Source organism: Flavobacterium sp. (assembly GCF_036405015.1).
Classification (GTDB): Bacteria; Bacteroidota; Bacteroidia; order Flavobacteriales; family Flavobacteriaceae; genus Flavobacterium.
Genome location: NZ_DASWYK010000216.1, coordinates 1 through 14,020 on the forward strand (window position 1 = coordinate 1; position 14,020 = coordinate 14,020).

17 protein-coding genes are annotated in these 14,020 nt (G+C 32.6%); 2 read left to right on the forward strand and 15 right to left on the reverse strand.

Annotated elements, in window-relative coordinates; all coding sequences use genetic code 11:
* Positions 1-351 precede the first annotated feature (351 nt).
* The 5 genes from VGE71_RS18570 to VGE71_RS18590 all read right to left on the reverse strand — a co-directional run bounded on the left by VGE71_RS18570 (position 352) and on the right by VGE71_RS18590 (position 4,133).
* The gene (locus VGE71_RS18570; protein ID WP_331139634.1) at positions 352-930 is read right to left on the reverse strand and encodes a PhnA domain-containing protein; all 579 of its coding nucleotides are present in this window, start codon (positions 928-930) and stop codon (positions 352-354) included.
* A gap of 110 nt (positions 931-1,040) precedes the next feature.
* Positions 1,041-1,643, reverse strand: coding sequence for a zinc-ribbon domain-containing protein (locus tag VGE71_RS18575; RefSeq protein WP_331139635.1), 603 nt, complete (start codon positions 1,641-1,643; stop codon positions 1,041-1,043).
* 70 nt (positions 1,644-1,713) lie between these two features.
* Positions 1,714-2,172, reverse strand: a complete 459-nt coding sequence (gene coaD / locus VGE71_RS18580) for a pantetheine-phosphate adenylyltransferase (RefSeq protein ID WP_026729362.1) — start codon at positions 2,170-2,172, stop codon at positions 1,714-1,716.
* A 124-nt stretch (positions 2,173-2,296) separates the two neighbouring features.
* A complete protein-coding gene (locus VGE71_RS18585; protein ID WP_331139636.1) occupies positions 2,297-2,989 on the reverse strand; it encodes a DUF421 domain-containing protein in 693 nt (230 codons plus the stop codon).
* 172 nt (positions 2,990-3,161) lie between these two features.
* On the reverse strand, positions 3,162-4,133 hold the full coding sequence (locus VGE71_RS18590; RefSeq protein ID WP_331139637.1) for a D-alanine--D-alanine ligase: 972 nt from the start codon (positions 4,131-4,133) through the stop codon (positions 3,162-3,164).
* 512 nt (positions 4,134-4,645) lie between these two features.
* On the opposite strand from VGE71_RS18590, the gene VGE71_RS18595 reads away from it, so the two are divergent.
* Both VGE71_RS18595 and VGE71_RS18600 read left to right on the forward strand, forming a co-directional pair.
* Positions 4,646-5,266, forward strand: a complete 621-nt coding sequence (locus VGE71_RS18595; protein WP_331139638.1) for a PASTA domain-containing protein — start codon at positions 4,646-4,648, stop codon at positions 5,264-5,266.
* On the forward strand, positions 5,256-6,299 hold the full coding sequence (locus tag VGE71_RS18600; RefSeq protein WP_331139639.1) for an RluA family pseudouridine synthase: 1,044 nt from the start codon (positions 5,256-5,258) through the stop codon (positions 6,297-6,299). The genes VGE71_RS18595 and VGE71_RS18600 overlap by 11 nt, the downstream gene beginning before the upstream one ends.
* An 87-nt stretch (positions 6,300-6,386) precedes the next feature.
* Here VGE71_RS18600 and VGE71_RS18605 read toward each other — a convergent pair whose 3' ends face one another.
* The 10 genes from VGE71_RS18605 to VGE71_RS18650 all read right to left on the reverse strand — a co-directional run bounded on the left by VGE71_RS18605 (position 6,387) and on the right by VGE71_RS18650 (position 14,002).
* Positions 6,387-7,625, reverse strand: a complete 1,239-nt coding sequence (locus VGE71_RS18605) for an ATP-binding cassette domain-containing protein (RefSeq protein WP_331139640.1) — start codon at positions 7,623-7,625, stop codon at positions 6,387-6,389.
* A gap of 87 nt (positions 7,626-7,712) precedes the next feature.
* Positions 7,713-8,567, reverse strand: a complete 855-nt coding sequence (locus VGE71_RS18610; protein ID WP_331139641.1) for a sulfurtransferase — start codon at positions 8,565-8,567, stop codon at positions 7,713-7,715.
* An 8-nt stretch (positions 8,568-8,575) separates the two neighbouring features.
* Complete coding sequence (locus VGE71_RS18615; protein WP_331139642.1) at positions 8,576-8,965, reverse strand: DUF1398 domain-containing protein; 390 nt, start codon at positions 8,963-8,965, stop codon at positions 8,576-8,578.
* A 123-nt stretch (positions 8,966-9,088) separates the two neighbouring features.
* Positions 9,089-10,078, reverse strand: coding sequence for an alpha/beta hydrolase (locus VGE71_RS18620; protein WP_331139643.1), 990 nt, complete (start codon positions 10,076-10,078; stop codon positions 9,089-9,091).
* Positions 10,079-10,183: 105 nt separating this feature from the next.
* Complete coding sequence (locus VGE71_RS18625; RefSeq protein ID WP_331139644.1) at positions 10,184-11,026, reverse strand: maleylpyruvate isomerase N-terminal domain-containing protein; 843 nt, start codon at positions 11,024-11,026, stop codon at positions 10,184-10,186.
* A 4-nt stretch (positions 11,027-11,030) separates the two neighbouring features.
* The gene (locus VGE71_RS18630; protein ID WP_331139645.1) at positions 11,031-11,894 is read right to left on the reverse strand and encodes a mechanosensitive ion channel family protein; all 864 of its coding nucleotides are present in this window, start codon (positions 11,892-11,894) and stop codon (positions 11,031-11,033) included.
* 95 nt (positions 11,895-11,989) lie between these two features.
* Entirely contained in the window at positions 11,990-12,373 is a 384-nt protein-coding gene (locus VGE71_RS18635) for a hypothetical protein (protein ID WP_331139646.1), read from the reverse strand.
* 12 nt (positions 12,374-12,385) lie between these two features.
* The gene (locus VGE71_RS18640; RefSeq protein WP_057122622.1) at positions 12,386-12,823 is read right to left on the reverse strand and encodes an acyl-CoA thioesterase; all 438 of its coding nucleotides are present in this window, start codon (positions 12,821-12,823) and stop codon (positions 12,386-12,388) included.
* Between the two features lie 163 nt (positions 12,824-12,986).
* Positions 12,987-13,448, reverse strand: coding sequence for an SRPBCC family protein (locus VGE71_RS18645; protein WP_331139647.1), 462 nt, complete (start codon positions 13,446-13,448; stop codon positions 12,987-12,989).
* 107 nt (positions 13,449-13,555) lie between these two features.
* Complete coding sequence (locus tag VGE71_RS18650) at positions 13,556-14,002, reverse strand: hypothetical protein (protein WP_331139648.1); 447 nt, start codon at positions 14,000-14,002, stop codon at positions 13,556-13,558.
* Positions 14,003-14,020 lie beyond the last annotated feature (18 nt).

Below are 14,020 nucleotides of genomic sequence, written 5' to 3' on the forward strand. Positions count from 1 at the left end.
ATCTTTGTCTATTATATATAAAGAAAAAGCTGTTCTTAATTGAACGGCTTTTTTGTTTTTAGGTTCAAAGGTTCAGAGTAACAAAGAGGCAAAGGTTTGGTTTTAGTGGAAAAAAGCTTCAAGTTTGACATACTTTGTATATAGTTTTACTGCAATCCCGATAGTTATCGGAAGCTAAGTTTTTTTGTTTACAACTTTTTAAAAAATGAAAAGTTCGCAAAGCTTTAAATAAAACTTTGCAAACTTTTATTTTCCCAATAGCTATCGGGATTATGTTTTTTTCGGTTATAATAAGAAGTATTCCAAGAAACCTTTGTTACTTTGAACCTTTGAACCTTTGTCCCTCAAAAATTATATTTTCTTCACGTATTGTGTAATAATCACGATTTGCTGACCATCAACTTTTCCTTCGATGTATTCGGCGTTTTCGTGGTCTAAGCGGATGTTTCTAACAGCAGTACCTTGTTTGGCTACCATACTTGATCCTTTTACTTTAAGATCTTTAATTAAAACTACAGAATCTCCGTGTTGTAGTACTACACCGTTACTGTCGCGGTGGACTAATTTATTTTCGTCATCTTCGCCTTCTCCAGTTGCTTTTGCCCATTCTAAGGTATCTTCTTCTAAATACATCATGTCAAGCAATTCTTGTGGCCATCCAGCAGCACGCATTCTGCTTAGCATTCTCCAAGCCACAACTTGTACTGGAATATTTTCATTCCACATGCTGTCGTTAAGGCATCTCCAGTGATTTAAATCGACATTGTCTGGATTTTCAATTTGGTCAGTACAGGTATTACAGGCTAATATAGCTTCATCAAGACCACCTTTTCTAGTTGGCAGAACCTGATAAACTTTTAAATTCTCTTCAGCACCACAAAGCTCACATTTAGATCCGCTTCGTTTGCTTAATTCTCTCTCGATGCTCATTATTTATTGTTTGTTTTAAAAATGCGAAATTACTTAGATTTTGCTTCGCTTGCAAGTTTATGACTGCATAGGTTTTTTTAAAGGTAGTTTAATTTTTAACGATTTGTAAATTAATGTCTTACTACTTCGTAAATTTTATTTTCTTTAAAAAGCTTTTGTAAATCTTTTTTGGCTATTACTTGTTTTTGTACGTAATTTTTTTCTAAATCAATTTTATCAGTTTCAGTTTTGTCATCAATTGCCATGTTATTGACTAACAAGGTTAAACTATCTTTTGAAATTTTGTTTAGTTTTAATGTTGAATAAAATCCATTTGAATCATCAATCAGATAAACATCACCTATTTTGGGATTCTGAATAAAATTTTTGGAATTATTACTTGTTTGAATTGAATTATAGTAAACCATAAGCATAATAAATCCAATAATCATTAGCCCAGAAAACATCCAAAATGGACTTTTAATTTTCTTGTTTATGCTACTTAATTTTTGAAAATCAATTGTTGCGAGTTCTTTATCCTCAAATGTTTTTTTGCAGGAGTCACATTCTAAAAAAGTTAGCCTCTTGACTGGAAAAAGTGGAATCCAATAGACATGAGCGTAGCTTTCAAATACGCTATACTTCATAGAAGTATTAGAGTTGCAGTTTGGACAATTTATATTTAGGATTCGATCATTTTTAATGTTTGTTGGTTTGGTTCCATAAAAAATCATTAGAATATAGTTTTTACATTTAGTTTACAAAACTAATGATTTTTCTTACTTTTTTGTCAGAATGAAAAAATTATTTTTTTACCCTCACCGCATCAGGAACTAACATTTCATATTCGCCTCCATGACGTAAAACATCACGTACAATGCTCGAACTTATAAAAGATGTACTTGCAGCAGTTAATAAGAATACGGTTTCTATTTTAGAAAGTTTTCTATTGGTGTGTGCAATGGCTTTTTCGAATTCAAAATCGGCTGGGTTGCGCAGACCTCTTAAAATGAAATTAGCTTTTTCTTTTTTAGCTAAATCAATTGTTAAACCTTCATACGTAATTACCGAAACTTTTGGCTCGTCTTTGAAAGTTTCTTCAATAAAGCGTTTTCTTTCTTCTAATGAAAACATGTATTTTTTTTCGGCATTCACACCAATGGCGATTACAATTTCATCAAATAAAGGAATTCCTCTTTTGATAATGTCTTCGTGTCCAAGTGTAATTGGGTCAAATGATCCTGGGAATATGGCTTTTCTCATTTTTTTGAGGTTCTAAGGTTCTGAGATTCTAAGATTCTAAGTTGCTAAGTTGCTAAGTTTTTAAACTGCTACTAAAATTGAATTTTGATATTGATATTTTGAATTTTATTTTTTTGAATTTCCTCTAAGTTATTCTTTTAGTGTTTATAGAAGCAACCCATTCTTCTTTTTTACAGATTCTACAGTTTGCTGTTCCTGCTTTTTGTTCTTCGGTATGTCCACAGAAACTACAGGAATAAACGCCGTCAGTAGGAATGAATTTGCTTTTTGCATAAAATAAAGAAGGTAGAATAGGTAATCCGTATCCAACCTCTTTGTCTTCGTAGTAAAAAACACTTATTTCACCGCTGGTTTCAATGAATGCATGTTTAACTTGTCCTAAATGTTCAATCGATTTGATTCTTAATTCTGCAAAAAATTCGTCTTGCGCCAAACTTTCTTTTCTGAAAGTAGAAACAGAAAATTTTCCATCATTGATTAAGCATTCGGTTTTACCTTCTATAAATTCTTCAAATTTTTTGCTTTTTCCTGTCAGCCAAGTTACAGATCGGTATAAAATAATAATTACTGTAAAAACGATTGCAGCAGGAATAATTCCGACATCTTCATAAAACATCGGGTCGCCGGCGGCAGAACCTAATGCAATTATAATTACAGTTTCAAAAATAGATAACTGTTTTACACCTCTTTTTCCTGCCAGTTTAAGAGTCAGTAAAAGAATAATAAACATTATGGTTGAACGAAATATTACTTCAAAAATAAAGCTCTCTGGTAGATTATTAAAAAGAAGTCTTTCCCACTCGAAAATTTGTTTCATTTTTTTATTACTAAGTTAGCTATCTAAGGTACTAAGTTTTGATGTCAAAGATGTATTTAAATTTCCATGTCGTAAGTTGCACTTTTCTGTAAATTTTGATAAACCAGCAATTCTAAAAAAATAAGGTTCTGAAATCTTAGTATCTTAGAATCTCAGAACCTTAGTGTCTTTTTTAAGCAAGAGCTAACTCAATTGCATTTGTAAATAAATCTTCCAGAGAAATTCCAGCTGCTTTTGCTTGTTGCGGAATAAGACTTTCTGTTGTTAAACCTGGAATCGTATTCATTTCAAGCATATGTGGTTCGTCGTTTACAATGATGAATTCGCTTCTTGAGAAACCTTTCATTTTTAAAACTTCGTAAGCACGTTTTGCAGTTTCTCCAACTTTTTTAGTCATTTCGTCAGAGATTCTTGCTGGCGTTATTTCTTGCGATTTTCCTTCGTATTTTGCTTCATAATCAAAGAAATCATTTTCTGATACAATTTCTGTAATCGGTAAAACTTTGATTTCTCCTTGATAATTGATTACTCCAACAGAAACTTCTGTTCCGTCAAGGAAGCTCTCGATGATGATTTCGTTGTCTTCTTTATAAGCTACCTCAATTGCAATTGGAAGTTCGGCTTCTGTTTTTACTTTTGAAATTCCGAAACTTGAACCTGCTTTGTTTGGTTTTACAAAACAAGGAAGTCCAACTTTTTCTATAATTTCTTGTGTATTAATTTTATCTCCTTTATTCAAATAATAAGAAATAGCGGTTTTAATTCCGTATGGTTTTAAAACAGACAATAAATCTCTTTTGTTGAAGGTTAGAGCTGATTGATAATAATCGCAAGAAGATTGTGGCATACCGATTAATTCAAAATAAGCCTGCATTAATCCGTCTTCGCCTGGAGTTCCGTGAATAGCATTGAAAATACAGTCAAATGTGATTTTTTCGCCGTTTACCGTTACAGAAAAGTCATTTCTATCAATTGGGAATTCAGCATCGTTTTGGTCTACGTAAACCCATTTTTCTTTAAAAATGTGAATACGAAATCCGTTGTATTTTGTTTTGTCAAGATATTGATAAACGACATTTCCGCTGATTAGAGAAATTTTATATTCGCTAGAATAGCCGCCCATGATAATAGCAATGTTTTTCATTGTATATTTTTATTTTTTAATTGTTTTAAGTTTAATGTTTCAAGTTTGTTTGCCACTGATTGCACAGATTAAAAAGATTTTTCCGCAATATTGTCATTTCGACGAAGGAGACCCGAGCGATAGCGAACAGGCAAAGCAAATCTCCGTAAGTAGCTCTACAAAGATTTTACTATATATAATGTCAATTCTTCGACTTCTCTCAGGAGGACAAACAGGAATAAGTAAATTCTTCTTAAGAAGAAATTGTACTAATTTTTATTAAAGAACGTTGTTATAAAAACCGAGTGCCCTAGCCCTGATAGAAGCGATATCCTTTTATGGTGGGGTTCACCATAAAAGATATAGCGGATAGCAGGAATCAGCTCCTGAAAAATAAAAAAATCAAATTTTTAAATTGCTTCGCCTGTTCGCTATCGCTCGAGTCCAAATTCCAAGAGATCTCTGTTTTAAACAAAATTATCATTTTTTTTGAAACGAAATACTTTATCTTTGTCGCTATTAAAAATAAATTTATGAGTTTACGTCAGTATTTAACAAGTCGAGTTTTTTTCTTGCAATTGCTTGCGGCCGCAGCTATTATAGCGGTTATTGGTTACTTATTTATGCATTGGTTAACTTTTACAACTGATCACGGACACGAAATCGCTGTTCCGAATTTGTCTAAATTGACTGAAGAGCAGGTAGAACAAAAATTAGACGAACTGGATTTAGATTATGTACTATTGGACAGTGTTGATTACAGAAGTGAATTTCCAAAATATAGTGTTGTTGAGCAAGATCCGTTGCCAGGAACAAAGGTAAAAGTGGGAAGAAAGATTTATATTAAAATTAATGCATCAGGTTTTTCGTCAGTTAAAATTCCTGATTTGATTGAAAAAACATATCGTGAGGCTGTTCCAACGCTGAAAGCTTTGGGGCTTGAGCTGGGAACGATTACGTATATTCCGAATCTTGGAAAAGATATGGTTTTGGAAATGCGTTTGAAAGGTAGAAACTTAAAAGTTGGAGACCGCGTTTTGAAAGCTTCTAAAATCGACTTGGTTTTAGGAGATGGAAAAGCAAGTTATGTAGATGAAAGCCAGGCGACAGATAGTACCGCAGCGCCTGTAGAAACCCCACAAGATGAACAATAATATTGAAGAAAACTTAGATCTAGAAGACGAATTATTCGAACATTATAGATTTGAAGTCCCAAAAGGTCAAGCGTTTTTGCGTATTGACAAATATTTAATGTATTTGATTCCGAATGCCACAAGAAATAAAATTCAGAATGCGGCGACTAACGGAAACATTTTTGTAAATGATATTCCAGTAAAATCAAATTATAAAGTAAAACCTTTTGATGTGATAACGGTTATGTTGTCGCATCCACCATTTGAAAATCATGTTCTTCCTGAAGATATTCCGTTGAATATTGTTTATGAAGATGATGCTCTTTTATTGATTAATAAAGAGCCTGGAATGGTTGTGCATCCTGGTCATGGAAATTATACGGGAACCTTGGTAAACGCTTTGGCACATCATTTTGATAATCTGCCAATGAACTCTAGCGAACGTCCAGGTTTGGTACATCGAATTGATAAAGACACTTCAGGACTTTTGGTTGTAGCCAAAACAGAAGCTGCAATGACACATTTAGCAAAACAATTTGAGGCTAAAACAACCGAACGTGAATACATTGCTCTAGTTTGGGGAAATGTTGTTGCAGACAGTGGTACAATTGAAGGAAACTTGGCAAGGCACTTAAAAGATCGTATGCAAATGGCTGTTTTTGATGATCCTGAAATAGGTAAACCTGCCATTACACATTATAAAGTTTTAGAACGTTTTGGTTATGTAACTTTGATTTCTTGTAAACTGGAAACAGGTAGAACACATCAAATTCGTGCGCATATGAAGCATATTGGGCATCCGTTATTTAATGATGAACGTTACGGAGGTCACTTGATTCTAAAAGGAACGACTTTTACCAAATACAAACAGTTTATTGAAAATTGTTTTAAAGCATTACCGCGTCAAGCTTTACATGCTAAAACTCTCGGATTTATTCACCCCAATACGGGAGAATTAATGCGTTTTGATACAGAACTTCCTCAGGATTTTAAAGATTGTATCGAGAAATGGCAGAATTATGTGAAATCGCATAATACTGATGAAGAGAATTAATTAGATAATTTCTTGAATGAAATAAAATAAAAAATGCTCCTATAAGGAGCATTTTTTATTTTGAATTTACACATTATCAAATTTTTTTTAATTCAATTCTGAATGATATTTTATTTTTCCGATTGATCCGGTTTCTGATGGTAAAAGTTCGAAAACAGAAGTAGGGGCAAGGCCTTGTTCAATTCTGTGCGAAACATAAATAATACTCACATTTGTTTCTTGTTTGATGGTATTGATTAACTGAATTACCAAATCTACGTTTTCGTCGTCTAAACCTTCAACGGGTTCGTCTAGAATTAATAACGGCGGATGTTTTAAAACGGCACGAACAATTAAAGCTACTCGTTGTTGTCCAACAGAAAGATCAATAAAACGTTTTTTGCGTAAATGCGTCATTTCAATCACTTCCAGCCATTGTGTTACAATTTGTTTTTGATGTGTCGTTGGTTCAGTATAAAGTCCGATTTGATCAAAGAAACCAGATAAAATCATTTGTTCGAGCGTGTGGCTTTTCTGAAACAAATCAGTCATTGAAGTCGTGAAGATTCCAATTTGCTTTTTGATTTCCCAAACACTTTCGCCAGTTCCTTTTTTTCTTCCAAACAAAAATAAATTCTGTCCAAAACCTTTCGGATTATCTCCTGTAATCAATGATAAAATAGTACTTTTTCCAGAACCATTTGGTCCGATTAATTGCCAGAATTCACCTTGTTTTACGGTCCACGAAATGTTGTTTAAAATTTTTCGCTCTTCATAACTTACTGAAACTTCTTCCAATTTTATTAATACACTTTCGTGAAAATTATGTGGTTCTGCAGCTTTTGGAATTGCAGCTGTATTTAAAGTTTTAAAATGATTTTCGTTTTTTACAAACGGATGTAATTCAAAAGAATTGTCTTTAATTAAGACCTTATTTGGAACAAAATCAAGTACATCTACATTTCTGTTCAACAACTGGATAATGGCAATAGAGTCGGTTAGTTTTTCTAAAGATTGAGCCAAAACCACTCTCGAAGCCTGATCTAAATGGTCAAAAGGATTATCGAAAATGATGAAATCTGGTTTTTGGTTGATACAGTATTTTAAAAACTCTTTTTTACGTTCGCCCGAAGAAAAGGTTCTGAGTTGTCTGTTTGACGTTGAAGCTTCAACACTGTCATATTGAAACTCTTTTTCTATAAATTTTTCGATGGCAATGTCAGAAAAAAGTATTCCTTTTTGATCGTTAAAAACGGCTAATTCTCCAGTTGCTTCGCCATTTAATATGTTGTCTATTAGTTTTTTTTTGTTTACCTGATTTGATAAAAGTATATCCCAGTGTTGCATTGTATTGTTGAATTTTGAATATTTTTTTAGCTAAAGATTAATAAGGTTCCAATGATTAATCTTTTTAATCTGTTGCTAAATATGGTTTTATTCTGATTTTTTTGTTGCCATTTCGCGGTCATTACGAGACCATTCGCTCCAAGAACCCACATAGAGTTTCGGGATTGAAAGTCCAGCATAATCCATTGCTAATAACGTATGGCAGGCCGTAACTCCCGATCCGCAATGTACGATTATGTTTTCGTCTTTTTTATCTCCAATTATAGATTTATACTTTTGGGCTAATTCTTCAGAAGATTTAAAAAGCCCGTTTTTATCTAAATTTTCAGTTAACGGAACATTGATTGCTCCCGGAATATGACCAGCAATTAAATCCAATGGTTCGGTCAATCCGTCAAATCTGTTTTTATCTCGAACATCAATTACAATGTTTTGATCGTTTTTACGGGCTTTTTCGACTTCATTTATATCGGCTAAAGCCAATTCCCATTTTTGCGAAGGATATGCTGTTTTTTCGAAAGTCTCGTTTCCAGAATTTGTTAGAAAACCAGCTTGAATTGCCGTTTGATAACCGCCGTTTAAAACCTGAATTTTTTCATGTCCAACAGCGCGAAGCATCCACCAAAAACGAGCTGCGAAGTTTGTACCATTTTTATCATCGTAAACTACAATATGATCTGAAGGCAAAATTCCTAAAGAAGAAATTGTGTTTGAAAATGCCTCAGGAGAAGGCAAAGGATGTCTTCCACCATTTGCAGGATTTTCTGGAATGGTTGTCAAATCACGATTTAAATCGACAAAACGAGCGCCTTTTAAATGTTCTTTTTGATAGTTTTCAAAATGGTTCGTACCAGTTCGAGCATCAACTAAAATGATTTTTGAAGTGGTATTTAATTCAATTAATTCGTTGGCGGTAATTAGGGGAGAAATTGCAGCAGACATTTTATTATTTAACTAGGAATTTTTTCAATCAAAATTTCATGTTCAGATTTGTCAAAATAGGTACAAGTCATTTCTACGATATCAACACGCCATTTTGCAATTCCAGCTTGCGCGCAATGGTTGCAAAAAGTCATATAATCGGTTTCGCCATGTTGGTGTTTTACCAGATTTTCTATAAAAAGTTCTTTGTTTGGAAAATCAGCAACTTTAATTTCAGGGTATTTCTCTTCTGCTTCAGCAGTAAAATTATTTAAGCCGTAATAAACGACACTTCCGTCTTTCACGTATGTGTCGTATCCTTTAACACCTAAAATGATTAAATCCTGAATATAATTTGGAAAATCTGCTCCTGATTTTACTTTCGAGTGCGCTTCTTTTATTTGTTCTATTGTAAACATATTTATTTTAGATTTTAGATTTAATTTTCGCCACGAATTACACCAATTTGCAACAATTTTTGTTTAATTTAAGGAAAAGTAATTCGTGTAAATTGGTGTAATTCGTGGCAAACGAAAAAGTTTTTATTTCAAAAATACGATTAATGCTTTTATAAACGAATCAAAAGATTCAATATGTGGTAAATGTCCTGTATTTGGAATTTCAACCAATTTTGAATTCGGAATTGCTTTTTGTGTTCTTTTACCCAATTCGGCATAATTTCCCATTGTTTTTTGGACTTCGGCAGAAACTAATGGTTTTCCTAAAGCAGTTTTATCTCTCGTTCCGATAATTAAAAGTGTTGGACTTTTTATGTTTTTAAATTCGTACAAAACAGGCTGAGTAAAAATCATATCATATAGAAGTGCCGAATTCCAAGCGACTTTATTATAATCTGGAGCTGTTGTCCAACCAGCGCCTAATTCTGCCCATTTTTGGTAATCTGTATTCCATTTTCCATCATAATAATTCGCCATTTGGTATTTTTTGATACCTTCATAATTTTGTTTTAATTCCGATTCATACCACCAATCAACCGGTTTATAAGGAACGATTAATTTCCAATCTTCCAATCCAATTGGATTTTCTAAAACTAATTTTTCAGCAGTTTGAGGATACATTAAAGCAAAACGCGTTGCCAACATTCCGCCCATAGAATGTCCTAAAACAGTTGTTTTTTCGATTCCTAAATGATCTAAAAGTTTTTTGGTATTTTCTGCTAATTGCTGAAACGTATATTGAAAATTATCCGGTTTTGTAGATTTTCCAAAGCCAATCTGATCGGGAACAATTACTCGAAAACCTTCTTTTGTAAGTGCTTTTATAGTGGTTTCCCAATAAGCGCCGTTGAAGTTTTTTCCGTGAAGAAGTAAAATGTTTTTATTATTGTAATTATCAGGCTTAACATCCATATAAGCCATTTTTAGCGTTTGACGCTGATTGTTTAATTCAAGAAACTGAACAGAAAATGGATATTCATAATTCGTTAAATTAATATCTAATTGCTTGATTTTCTGTTCTTGTGAAAAACAAATAACGGGTAATAAGAGTATAAGGAGTTTTAAGGTTTTCATGCAAAAACGATTTTTTTATTAAGGATTATAAAATTACCGCTATGCATTTTTAAAACCAAAGAATACAGGCTGAAAGTTATCTCAAAATAGCGATTGAGTTAAAAATTAAGCCATTACAGCAATAATGTTCAAGGCAATTCTGCCAAGATGCTCATCTCCTTTAATTTCAACTTTTTCCAAAGCTTCAGTTGGCGTCATTCCTTTAGAAAATAAAAGCCAGGCATCTTGCGGATCAATTTTTATAGTTGAAGTTGCTTTTTCTTCAAAAGAATCGACAAATTCCCAATCATTTTCTTTTTTGATAATACTCCATCGTCCGCCAATTTCTGTGTCGACAATCAAAGTTACAATGGTGTTTACTGGAGCTTTTGTTTCTCTGTAAGTGTGAGGTAAAGCTTGAGCAAATGTATTTATAAATGGATAAAATAATTCTTTGGTAAAAAGAGCTTGTTTGCCTACAGCATCTCTAATTTGCTGTTGATGCAGGAATTTTTCGGTGTATTCACGCGCAATATGAAACCAATTTAACGAAGTTTCTTCGCCTGCCCAAGCAACAGAAAAAACAGCATTTTCTAACGGATTTAAAGATTGGATATGTTCGCAAAACTCTTTTCCTGTCGATTCTAGTAAATTGATTAAGACATTTGGACTCAGTCTTTTTGTAGCATTTGTCCAAGTCATATTCAGCTGATTCAAAAAGTCAATTAAATCGCTATATGAATTTATATTCTCAGGAATTTCTCCAAAATAATGATCTCTGGAAATAGATAATGTTCTTAGATTTCCATCTAATAAATGAGACGCGATATCTTTAACAAGCCATTTTTTGGCAACAGTTTGTTTCTGCCATTCTTCTTCGGTTAATGATTTTAAAAGATCAATTAATAACTGATCCAGAACAGGGAAGAGGTGTGAAGTCTGAATCGGAGTTCTTTGAGAAATTTTCATAGTATTATTTTTGATCTGAATTTTTAAAATCACTGTTTTTTAAAGTGATAACACGCTGCGGATACGGAATATCAATATTATTTTCATCAAATCTCTTTTTTATACTTTGGAGTAGATCACAATACATTACAAATCCATCAGTAGAGTTTTTGGCCCAAGCCCACGCTTTTAAATTGACGCTCGAATCTGCTAAGGCAACCACGCGTGCAACGACCAATGGTGTTTTTTCTTTTTTAGCTTCAGCAGTTCGGGTATCAATAAATAAAGGATGTTTGGCAATTTCTTCTTTCATTATTTCTAATGCTTTTTCTACATCAGATTCGTAACCAATTCCAATTTCTATGATTTTACAGCATTTGGTATCGTGCATATTGGTATTGACAATAATTTGTGCACTAATGACAGAATTAGGAATAATAATTCGGTTATTTTCGGCATCTTTTAAAACAACTTGTCTTAGATTAATGTCTTCGACAGTTCCAACAAAGTTGTTGATTGTTATTTTATCATTGATTTTAAAAGGCTTAAAAATCACTAAAAAAATACCGCTTACAATATTACTCAAAGCTTGTTGTGAAGCCAAACCTGCGACAAGCGAAATAACTCCAGCACCAGCTAAAAAAGAATGTCCAATGATTTTAAATTCAGGAATCTGGATTAAGGCAAAAGCAAAACCTAAAATATATATTATCGTTATGATTAAGTGTTTTAGAAATTTAAAACCTGTTGCGTCGTATTCTTTATCAATTTGTTTTTTGTATAAAAGATAACGAAGCGCTCGATCGGTAATCATACCAAGAATAATGGTTGTAATGGCAATTATGGTAATAAAAATACCGATTCTAAAATCTTTTATATAATCAATCATTGTTTAGTTTTTTAGGCTTTTGAGTTTCTAAGGAGCTAAGAAACTAAGCTTTCCTGAATATTTTGTTTTTATTTCAGTTTTCTAAAAATAAATACTTAATGTGAAATAACAGATTCGATTAGCCATTTGTTATTTACTTTTTTCAGGTTGAATTCTATAGTGAAAATTACATCCTGATTGGGAGTTACAATAATTTGAGCAGTCGAATCTGTTATTGTTTTTTCAAAATATTCGGCATCTTTTTCTTTGTTCAGAAATCTGGATTTTTGATCGTCAGGAAGACTTTTTTCCATCTTTTTAAGTGTTTCCAGATTAATTTTGTTTGCTGGATTTGGAATCAGCAATTTTTCTGCATCCTTAATATCAAAGCGATTTGTGGCTGCTAAATAAGCAACAACAGTTTCTTTTGGAGTTTTAAGAGATGACTCGCAACTCACAAAAAGAAATAGAAAGAATAAATATGCGATTGAATATTTCATTTGTTTTTTGTTTTACAAACCAACAAAGTCATCACTTTTAGGGAAAATGCTCAAAGCCTGAATTGCAATTTCTGGAGTTGGAGAAGCTAATTTTCTCAGTTTTGTGTCCATCCAGGCGCCATCAACAGTGATTGTTGCGCAAAGTGTATCATCTTCTCTTCTAAATTCGTGAATGATAGACCAGCGTGAAGCATCGGCTTTCATTTTTGATGTTTTGGTATGAATGAATATTTTATCTGAAAGTTTTAATTCTTTTCTGAAAACACATTCTTCTCTAAATAATACCGGGCCAAAACCTTGTGTTTGCATTACTTTTAATGTTAAACCCAATTCTTCTAGGATTTCGATACGATGTTGTGCACCAAAATCATAATAAGCACTGTGACGAACGTGAAAATTTGGGTCAAGATCTGACCAACGAAAAGATATTTCTTTTGTAAATGAAGCCATTTTGTTATTGTATTTTTAATGATAAACCGAAATTACGAATAATAAACCAGCAAAAAATACTATGCATGCATATTTTTTTGTTTTCTCTATTTAAAGGATTTTTATTTTCTAAAAAAAATCTAATAGGTTAGAAAATTCAAATCTTACTGTGTTTCTAAGCTATTTATAATTTCATTTTAGATAATTCAACTTCCAGTTTGTCAAAATTCTCCTCATTTTTATCAACAACATAAGGCTTTAGTTTTTGGCATTCTTCTTCCGTTTCAAAAAGCATTTTAAAAACGACCTTCGTTTGATTTTCTGCAACAGTTTCGAAAGTTGTTAGAATCTGAAAAAGGGGTTTCGAATGACGTTTCCAAGCAATAAGATTGGGTTTGTCTATTTTGATGAATTCACATTCGTTGGCATAATTTCCGACTTCTGGACCGTGCATAATAAAACTCCATTTACCGCCTTCGCAAAAATTAAATTCGTGAAAAGTATTGCTAAAACCTTTTGGTCCCCACCAATTTTTTAAATGATCAGGATCACTCCAGGCTTTAAAAACCAATTCTTGCGGGAAATTTAAAACTCGTGTCGTAACGATTTCTGAATCTGGTGTTGTGGAAAGAATTTTTGAAGTCATTGCTGTAAAGTTTTAAATTGTACAAAAACTTGATAGTGATAAAGTTAAGATTATTTTGTTAACTGTTATCTATCAGTTTTTCTAAATTAAATAGTTTCGCGATTGTCTCATTCGTACTCAATTTTGTTTACTTTGATATAATACGGAATAAGTAGTAGAATTTCTAGACGCAAAGGGAAATGTCCATCTTCTCTCGTAAATGGCAGTACAAACATAGAAGCTAAGCAGATTACGACTCCGACAATTGCATCAATTTTAGCAATTAATATGGCATTATCTTTTTCAAACCAAAGCGAATAAGCAGCGAATCCTTTTAATGACATAATTGCAATGATAAAAATTCCGATTCCAGAATAAGCGGTATTGCTTGAAAAACCATAAAGCGACAATTCGACGTTGTCTGTAAAAGCATTTCCTATTAATGATGCCAAACCACAAACTGCTAGAATCATAAAAATCCAGCAGAAAGTTTTAATCCACCACGGTAATAATTTACGTCTAATTACTATCGATTTTTCAAATTCGTCAAAATTGCTTTTTAGTTCTTGTTCCATAGTTAGTTTTTTGGTTTT

Bases quoted from the DNA above. Each gene is read 5' to 3' on its own strand.
- VGE71_RS18570 (WP_331139634.1), bottom strand. From the start codon at position 930: ATGAGCATCGAGAGAGAATTAAGCAAACGAAGCGGATCTAAATGTGAG.
- VGE71_RS18575 (WP_331139635.1), bottom strand. From the start codon at position 1,643: ATGATTTTTTATGGAACCAAACCAACAAACATTAAAAATGATCGAATC.
- coaD (WP_026729362.1), bottom strand. From the start codon at position 2,172: ATGAGAAAAGCCATATTCCCAGGATCATTTGACCCAATTACACTTGGA.
- VGE71_RS18585 (WP_331139636.1), bottom strand. From the start codon at position 2,989: ATGAAACAAATTTTCGAGTGGGAAAGACTTCTTTTTAATAATCTACCA.
- VGE71_RS18590 (WP_331139637.1), bottom strand. From the start codon at position 4,133: ATGAAAAACATTGCTATTATCATGGGCGGCTATTCTAGCGAATATAAA.
- VGE71_RS18595 (WP_331139638.1), top strand. From the start codon at position 4,646: ATGAGTTTACGTCAGTATTTAACAAGTCGAGTTTTTTTCTTGCAATTG.
- VGE71_RS18600 (WP_331139639.1), top strand. From the start codon at position 5,256: ATGAACAATAATATTGAAGAAAACTTAGATCTAGAAGACGAATTATTC.
- VGE71_RS18605 (WP_331139640.1), bottom strand. From the start codon at position 7,625: ATGCAACACTGGGATATACTTTTATCAAATCAGGTAAACAAAAAAAAA.
- VGE71_RS18610 (WP_331139641.1), bottom strand. From the start codon at position 8,567: ATGTCTGCTGCAATTTCTCCCCTAATTACCGCCAACGAATTAATTGAA.
- VGE71_RS18615 (WP_331139642.1), bottom strand. From the start codon at position 8,965: ATGTTTACAATAGAACAAATAAAAGAAGCGCACTCGAAAGTAAAATCA.
- VGE71_RS18620 (WP_331139643.1), bottom strand. From the start codon at position 10,078: ATGAAAACCTTAAAACTCCTTATACTCTTATTACCCGTTATTTGTTTT.
- VGE71_RS18625 (WP_331139644.1), bottom strand. From the start codon at position 11,026: ATGAAAATTTCTCAAAGAACTCCGATTCAGACTTCACACCTCTTCCCT.
- VGE71_RS18630 (WP_331139645.1), bottom strand. From the start codon at position 11,894: ATGATTGATTATATAAAAGATTTTAGAATCGGTATTTTTATTACCATA.
- VGE71_RS18635 (WP_331139646.1), bottom strand. From the start codon at position 12,373: ATGAAATATTCAATCGCATATTTATTCTTTCTATTTCTTTTTGTGAGT.
- VGE71_RS18640 (WP_057122622.1), bottom strand. From the start codon at position 12,823: ATGGCTTCATTTACAAAAGAAATATCTTTTCGTTGGTCAGATCTTGAC.
- VGE71_RS18645 (WP_331139647.1), bottom strand. From the start codon at position 13,448: ATGACTTCAAAAATTCTTTCCACAACACCAGATTCAGAAATCGTTACG.
- VGE71_RS18650 (WP_331139648.1), bottom strand. From the start codon at position 14,002: ATGGAACAAGAACTAAAAAGCAATTTTGACGAATTTGAAAAATCGATA.